6 protein-coding genes are annotated in these 6,648 nt (G+C 73.0%); 5 read left to right on the forward strand and 1 reads right to left on the reverse strand.

Going from position 1 to position 6,648, the window contains the following annotated elements:
- Positions 1–66 precede the first annotated feature (66 nt).
- Positions 67–1,863, reverse strand: coding sequence for an AMP-dependent synthetase/ligase (locus ACFWZ5_RS43750; RefSeq protein ID WP_384805496.1), 1,797 nt, complete (start codon positions 1,861–1,863; stop codon positions 67–69).
- Positions 1,864–2,203: 340 nt separating this feature from the next.
- On the opposite strand from ACFWZ5_RS43750, the gene ACFWZ5_RS43755 reads away from it, so the two are divergent.
- From ACFWZ5_RS43755 to ACFWZ5_RS43775, 5 genes are all read left to right on the forward strand, one after another.
- Positions 2,204–2,974 (forward strand): metallophosphoesterase, encoded by a 771-nt coding sequence (locus ACFWZ5_RS43755; RefSeq protein ID WP_384805494.1) that lies wholly within the window; start codon positions 2,204–2,206, stop codon positions 2,972–2,974.
- 80 nt (positions 2,975–3,054) lie between these two features.
- Entirely contained in the window at positions 3,055–3,498 is a 444-nt protein-coding gene (locus tag ACFWZ5_RS43760) for an SRPBCC family protein (RefSeq protein ID WP_384805492.1), read from the forward strand.
- Positions 3,499–3,777: 279 nt separating this feature from the next.
- Positions 3,778–4,956: an ArsA family ATPase gene (locus tag ACFWZ5_RS43765; protein ID WP_384805490.1), complete on the forward strand. Its 1,179-nt coding sequence runs from the start codon at positions 3,778–3,780 to the stop codon at positions 4,954–4,956.
- A 69-nt stretch (positions 4,957–5,025) separates the two neighbouring features.
- Positions 5,026–5,547, forward strand: coding sequence for a DUF5304 domain-containing protein (locus ACFWZ5_RS43770; RefSeq protein ID WP_384805488.1), 522 nt, complete (start codon positions 5,026–5,028; stop codon positions 5,545–5,547).
- A gap of 52 nt (positions 5,548–5,599) precedes the next feature.
- Complete coding sequence (locus ACFWZ5_RS43775) at positions 5,600–6,553, forward strand: ROK family glucokinase (protein WP_384805486.1); 954 nt, start codon at positions 5,600–5,602, stop codon at positions 6,551–6,553.
- Positions 6,554–6,648 lie beyond the last annotated feature (95 nt).

Raw genomic sequence — 6,648 nt, forward strand, 5'->3', positions numbered from 1 at the left:
GGGGTCCAGGGGGCGGAGCCCCCTGGTTTTGGGTAAAGGGGCGGGTCTGGGGCGCACCGCGAGGGATCAGCCCCGGTACAGCGCCTCGATCTCGTCCGCGAAGTCCTTCGCGACAACGTTCCGCTTCAGCTTCAGGGACGGGGTGAGGTGCCCCGAGTCCTCGGTGAACTGCGCGGGCAGGATGCGGAACTTGCGGACGGACTCGGCCTTGGAGACCGCCGCGTTGCCGTCGTCGACGGCGCTCTGGACGACGGCGAGGAGGTCGGGGTCCTCCCGCAGGGACGCGGCCGTGGCGTCGGCCGGCTTGCCGTGGTCGCGGGCCCACCGCCCGAGGAACTCCTCGTCGAGCGTGACGAGCGCGGCCACGAACGGCCGCCCGTCCCCGACGACCATGCACTCGGCGACGAGCGCGTGCGCGCGGATGCGGTCCTCGATGACGGCGGGCGCGACGTTCTTGCCGCCGGCCGTCACGATGATCTCCTTCTTGCGGCCGGTGATCCGCAGATACCCGTCCTCGTCGAGCGTGCCGATGTCCCCGGTGTGGAACCACCCGTCCGCGAGGGCCTCCTCGGTGGCGGCCTCGTTGTTCCAGTAGTGGGAGAAGAGGTGCTCGCCGTGCAGGAGCACCTCGCCGTCGTCGGCGATGCGGACCACGGAGCCGGGCAGCGGCTGGCCGACGGTGCCGATCTTCTGCCGGTCCCAGGGGTTGAAGGCGGTGGCGGCGCAGGACTCGGTGAGGCCGTAGCCCTCCAGGACGGTGAAGCCGATGCCGCGGAAGAAGTGGCCGAGGCGCTCGCCGAGCGGGGCGCCGCCGGAGATGGCGTACTCGCCGCGCCCGCCGAGCACCGCCCGCAGCTTGGTGAAGACGAGCTTGTCGAAGAGCTTGTGCTTCAGGCGCAGGCCGAGGGACGGCCCGCCCGGGGTGTCGAGCGCGCGGCTGTAGGCGATCGCCGTGTCCGCCGCCTTGTCGAAGATCTTGACCTTGCCGTCGGCCTGCGCCTTGGCGCGCGCGCCGTTGTAGACCTTCTCGAAGACGCGCGGCACGCCGAGGATCAACGTCGGCCGGAACGCGGCCAGTTCGTCGGTCAGGTGCTTGATGTCCGGCGCGTGGCCCAGCTTGATGGGGGCCATCAGCGCGGCCACCTCCACCAGGCGGCCGAAGACGTGCGCCACGGGAAGGAAGAGCAGGACCGAGCACTCACCCGTACGGAAGAGGGGGTTCAGCCGCTCCACCACGTTGCCGCACTCCGCGAAGAAGCTGCGGTGGGTGAGGACGCAGCCCTTGGGGCGGCCCGTGGTGCCGGAGGTGTAGACGATGGTCGCCGGGTCGTCGGCGCCCGCGACGGCGCTGCGCTCGTCGACGGTCGCGTCGGGGACCTCGGCGCCCGCCCGGTTCAGCTCGTCGACGCCGCCGCGCTCGATCTGCCACACGTGCGCGAGCGACGGGAGCCGGTCGCGCACCGACTCGACGGCCTGCGCGTGCGCGTCCGACTCGACGACGCAGGCCACGGCGCCGGAGTCGCCGAGGATCCACTGGATCTGCTCGGCCGAGCTCGTCTCGTACACCGGCACGGTGACCGCGCCCGCGCTCCAGATCGCGAAGTCGAACAGCGTCCACTCGTAGCGCGTACGGGACATCAGGCCCACCCGGTCGCCCGGCCTGACGCCCGACGCGATCAGCCCTTTGGCGGTGGCGCGCACCTCCGCGAGGAAGGCCGTCGCGGTGACGTCCTGCCAACTCCCGTTCACCTTGCGGCCGATGACGGCGACGTCCGGATGCTGCGCGGCGTTGCGGCGGACGATGTCGGTCAGATTGCCGTCCGCGGGGACCTCATACAGGGCCGGAAGGCTGAACTCGCGCAAGACTGCTGCTCCTACATAGGGCGCCGACGCCACGACGTTGTGCGATGCGACGGTGCGGTCCAAGGTCGGGCAGGTGCTCAGTCGGGGGGCTTCGGGATCCTCAGGGGGTTCGTTGAGGGGCTGAGCACTACTGGACTGCCCGGACGTTACCCATCGGTATGGCTGGTTCGGTAGGGGGGCCGGGCCAGATGTTCCGTGCGTCACACGACGTTGTGGTCTGAACCGCACAGTACGCCACCGACTTCCTGACTCGGAAGTAACCGCAGGTCGCCCGCGTCCCCCGCCCTCACGGGCCGACCGCCCTACCGGGGCCCGCGGCAGGCGCCATAAGGTGGCCGACATGCGAGGTTTCCGGGTCCATGTGGTCAGCGACGTGCACGGCAACGCCGAGGACCTGGCCCGCGCGGGCGACGGCGCCGACGCCTTGATCTGCCTGGGTGACCTCGTCCTCTTCCTGGACTACGCCGATCACGCGCGCGGCATCTTCCCCGACCTCTTCGGCAAGGAGAACGCCACCCGCCTCGTCGAGCTGCGCACCGCACGCCGCTTCGAGGAGGCCCGCGCGTTCGGCGCGTCGCTGTGGGCGGGCGTCGACCGCGGGCCCGCCGTGGAGAGCGCGGTGCGCAAGCAGTACGCCGAACTCTTCGCGGCCTTCCCGACCCCTACGTACGCCACGTACGGCAATGTCGACATGCCGCAGCTGTGGCGTGAATACGCCGCCCCCGGCACGACGGTCCTCGACGGCGAGCGCGTCGAGATCGGCGGCCGCGTCTTCGGCTTCGTCGGCGGCGGCCTGCGCACCCCCATGCGGACGCCGTACGAGATCAGTGACGAGGAGTACGCCGCCAAGATCGAGGCCGTCGGCGAGGTCGACGTGCTGTGCACGCACATCCCGCCGGAGGTCCCCGACCTCGTGTACGACACCGTGGCGCGCCGCTTCGAGCGGGGCAGCCGCGCGCTGCTCGACGCCATCCGCCGCACCCGGCCCCGGTACGCGCTCTTCGGGCACGTCCACCAGCCGCTGGCCCGGCGCATGCGGATCGGGTCGACGGAGTGCGTGAACGTCGGGCACTTCGCGGGGTCGGGGCGGCCGTGGGCCCTGGAGTGGTGACGAGCCCTCGCCAGGTGCGCGGTAGCCTTCAGCGGCAGACACTGCACCCGCACCGGACCGCATCTGGAGGAGCCACGGCGATGGCGGAACACACCAGCTCGAGCATCATGATCGAGGCGGCACCGGCCGACGTCATGGGCGTGATCGCCGACTTCGCCCGCTATCCGGACTGGACGGGTGAGGTCAAGCAGGCCGAGGTCCTCGCGACCGACGACGCCGGCCGCGCCGAACAGGTCCGGCTCGTCATGGACGCCGGGGCGATCAAGGACGACCAGACGCTCGCGTACACCTGGAGCGGTGCGTACGAGGTGTCCTGGACGCTGGTCAAGTCCCAGATGCTGCGCTCCCTGGACGGCTCCTACCTCCTGAAGCCCGCGGGCACCGGCACCGAGGTCACGTACCGGCTGACCGTCGACGTCAAGATCCCCATGCTCGGCATGATCAAGCGCAAGGCGGAGAAGGTCATCATTGATCGGGCGCTGGAAGGCCTCAAGAAGCGGGTCGAGGCGAAGCCTCAGCCGTAGCGGGTTTCCCTTTCCCACCCGCCCGCCCGTTTCCACCCTGCCGCGGGGTGGACGCCCCTTGTGGGGGTGGCCCGCCGTCGGCGGCTTCCGGTGCGCGCCGCTGCCGCGGCGGGTTTTCCCACCCGCCCGCCCGTTTCCGGTCGGACGGTGGTGGGTGCCTCTCGTGGGGGTGGCCCGCCGTCGGCGGCGTATGGGGTGGGCGGGTGGGGGAATCCCGCCGCGGAGCGGCGGGGCGGAGGCGTGTCCGGCCTGAGGTCGGCCTCACGTAACGTGGGGCGAATGCGTACCCTCTTGCTCACCGGTCCCGGTGGTTCCGGGCGGAGTACCGTCGCGGCGGCCACCGCCCTGACCGCCGCCCGCGAGGGCACCCGCACCCTGCTGGTCTCGGCCGACCGCCAGGACACCCTGGGGGCGGCCCTCGGCACCCCCACAGGCCCCCGGCCAGAACCCGTCGCGCCGGGACTGACGGCACTGCGCCCCGACCCCGACGACGGCTTCCGGGCCGAACTCCTCGCCGCGCAGGACCACACCCGCGCCGCCCTCGACCTCCTCGGCGCCGAGCGGCTCGACGAGGAGGAGCTCACGCCGCTGCCCGGCGGCGAGGAGCTGGCGCTGCTCCGCACCCTGTACGAGATCGCCGAGGGCACGTACGGCACGTACGACACGCTCGTCGTCGACCTGCCCGCCACCCCCCGCGCCCTGGCCCTGCTCGCCCTGCCCGAGCAGCTCCGCCGCTATCTGCGCCGCCTGCTGCCCCCGGAGCGCCAGGCGGCCCGCGCCCTGCGCCCCCTGCTCGGCCGGCTCGCGGGCGTGCCCGTGCCCGCCGCCTCGCTGTACGAGACGGCGGCCCGCTGGGACGCCCGGCTCGCCGCCGCGCAGGCCGTGATCGAGGCCCCGGACAGCAGCGTGCGCCTGGTCGCCGAGCCGGGCCCGGCGGGCGCGGACGCCGTGGCCGCCGCCGTCACCGGGCTCGCCCTGCACGGCCTGCGCCTGGACGCCGTCGTCGCCAACCGCGTCGTACCGGACCCCGGCGGCGACACCCCCTGGCTCGCCGCACTCCGCGCCCAGCAGGACAAGGCGCTGGCGGAGTGGGAGACGGCGCACCGCACGCACCGGGTCCCGCACCTCGGACAGGACCCCCGCGGCGCCGACGACCTCGCCGCCCTCGCCCTGCCGGGCCCCGGCCGGGCCCCCGCCCCCGTCGACTGGCCGGTCACCGACGCGCTCGCCGACGAGTCCCTGCTGATCTGGACCATCCCGCTGCCCGGCGCCGTCCGCGACGACCTCGACCTGGTCCGGCGCGGCGACGAACTCGTCGTCACCGTGGGCCCGTTCCGCCGCATCGTCGCGCTGCCGTCCGCGCTGCGCCGCTGCACCGTCAGCGGCGCGGGCCTGCGCGACGGCGGCCTGCGGATCCGCTTCACCCCCGACCCGGACCTGTGGCCGCACACCCGGTGAACGGCCTACCGCCATTCGGGTAACGTCGAAGGTACGAATTCGTCGGCCCTGCGCAGGAGTCAGCCCGTTATGAGCGATGCCATCGAGCGCGACGCGTCCGAGCCGGAGCGGCCCGAGTCCGGACAGCCGCGGTCCGCGCCCGCCGAGCCCGCGGCGGCCGTCGACGCCGACGCGTGGGAGACGGCGTGCGCCGAGGACCTCGCCGCGGAGAAGGCCCGCCGCCGCGCCCAGTACGGACCGCCGCCCGGCTCGGCCGCCGAGGAGCTGCGCAAGCTGGTCGACGCCGTGTCCGACAAGCTCTCCGGGCTCCAGGCGCCGCTGCTCGGCGCGGTCGCCCAGGGCGTCGTGCAGGAGACCGTGCAGCAGGTCGTCCGGCAGGCGAAGTCCGTCGTGGAGCCGGTCATCGAGCGCAACCCCGACGTCTTCGACCACTTGGCGGCCGCCGGGAGCGAGCTGCTCGCCGCCTACCGCAGCGCCGTCACGGACCAGGAGGGCCGGTGGACCCGCGACGGCGGCCGGCCGGCCGGGCCGAGCGGCTCCGAAGGCCGCGACGAGGGTCCCGGACCGGGGGAACACATCGATCTGGACTGACCCCCCTCGGGTACGGTGGGCCGTAGCGGGGCTCGATCGAACTGAGGGATTCATGGGACTCACCATCGGCGTCGACATCGGCGGCACGAAGATCGCGGCCGGAGTGGTCGACGAGGACGGTCACATCCTGTCGACGTTCAAGGTGCCCACCCCCGGCACCTCCGAGGCCATCGTCGACGCGATCGCCTCCGCGGTGGAGGGGGCACGGGCGGGGCACGAGGTCGTCGGCGTGGGCATCGGCGCCGCCGGCTACGTCAACCGCGAGCGCTCCACCGTCTACTTCGCGCCGAACATCGACTGGCGGCAGGAGCCGCTCAAGGACGAGGTCGAAAAGCGCGTCGGCCTGCCGGTGGTCGTGGAGAACGACGCCAACGCGGCCGCCTGGGGCGAGTACAAGTTCGGCGGCGGCAAGGGCCACCGCAACGCCATCTGCATCACGCTCGGCACCGGCCTCGGCGGCGGCATCATCATCGGCAACAAGCTGCGCCGCGGCCACTTCGGCGTCGCCGCCGAGTTCGGCCACATCCGCATGGTGCCGGACGGCCTGCTGTGCGGCTGCGGCAGCCAGGGCTGCTGGGAGCAGTACGCCTCCGGGCGCGCCCTCGTGCGGTACGCCAAGCAGCGCGCCAACGCCGCCCCGGAGAACGCCGACTTCCTGCTCTCGCTGGGCGACGGCACCCCCGACGGCATCGAGGGCAAGCACATCTCCATGGCCGCGCGCCAGGGCGACGCGGTCGCCGTGGACTCCTACCGCGAGCTGGCCCGCTGGGTCGGCGCGGGCCTCGCCGACCTGGCGTCCCTCTTCGACCCGTCGGCGTTCATCGTCGGCGGCGGGCTCTCGGACGAGGGCGAGCTGGTGCTCGACCCGATCCGCAAGTCCTTCAAGCGGTGGCTCGTGGGCGCGCAGTGGCGACCGCAGGCCGAGGTCATCGCGGCGCAGCTGGGCAACAAGGCCGGACTCGTCGGCGCGGCCGACCTGGCTCGGGAGCCTGACCCGGTGATGTGACCCCGGCTTGCCTGGTTGCCCTCTGACGGGGCGCCGTCGATCGCGCTGCGCGCTCGTCCTCAAACGCCGGACGGGCTGGATACATCCAGCCCCTG

The organism is Streptomyces sp. NPDC059003, assembly GCF_042740445.1.
Taxonomy (GTDB): domain Bacteria; phylum Actinomycetota; class Actinomycetes; order Streptomycetales; family Streptomycetaceae; genus Streptomyces.

What these genes read in the sequence shown, in the direction of transcription:
- ACFWZ5_RS43755 (WP_384805494.1), top strand. Translation starts at nt 2,204, where the DNA reads ATGCGAGGTTTCCGGGTCCATGTGGTCAGCGACGTGCACGGCAACGCC.
- ACFWZ5_RS43760 (WP_384805492.1), top strand. Translation starts at nt 3,055, where the DNA reads ATGGCGGAACACACCAGCTCGAGCATCATGATCGAGGCGGCACCGGCC.
- ACFWZ5_RS43765 (WP_384805490.1), top strand. Translation starts at nt 3,778, where the DNA reads ATGCGTACCCTCTTGCTCACCGGTCCCGGTGGTTCCGGGCGGAGTACC.
- ACFWZ5_RS43770 (WP_384805488.1), top strand. Translation starts at nt 5,026, where the DNA reads ATGAGCGATGCCATCGAGCGCGACGCGTCCGAGCCGGAGCGGCCCGAG.
- ACFWZ5_RS43775 (WP_384805486.1), top strand. Translation starts at nt 5,600, where the DNA reads ATGGGACTCACCATCGGCGTCGACATCGGCGGCACGAAGATCGCGGCC.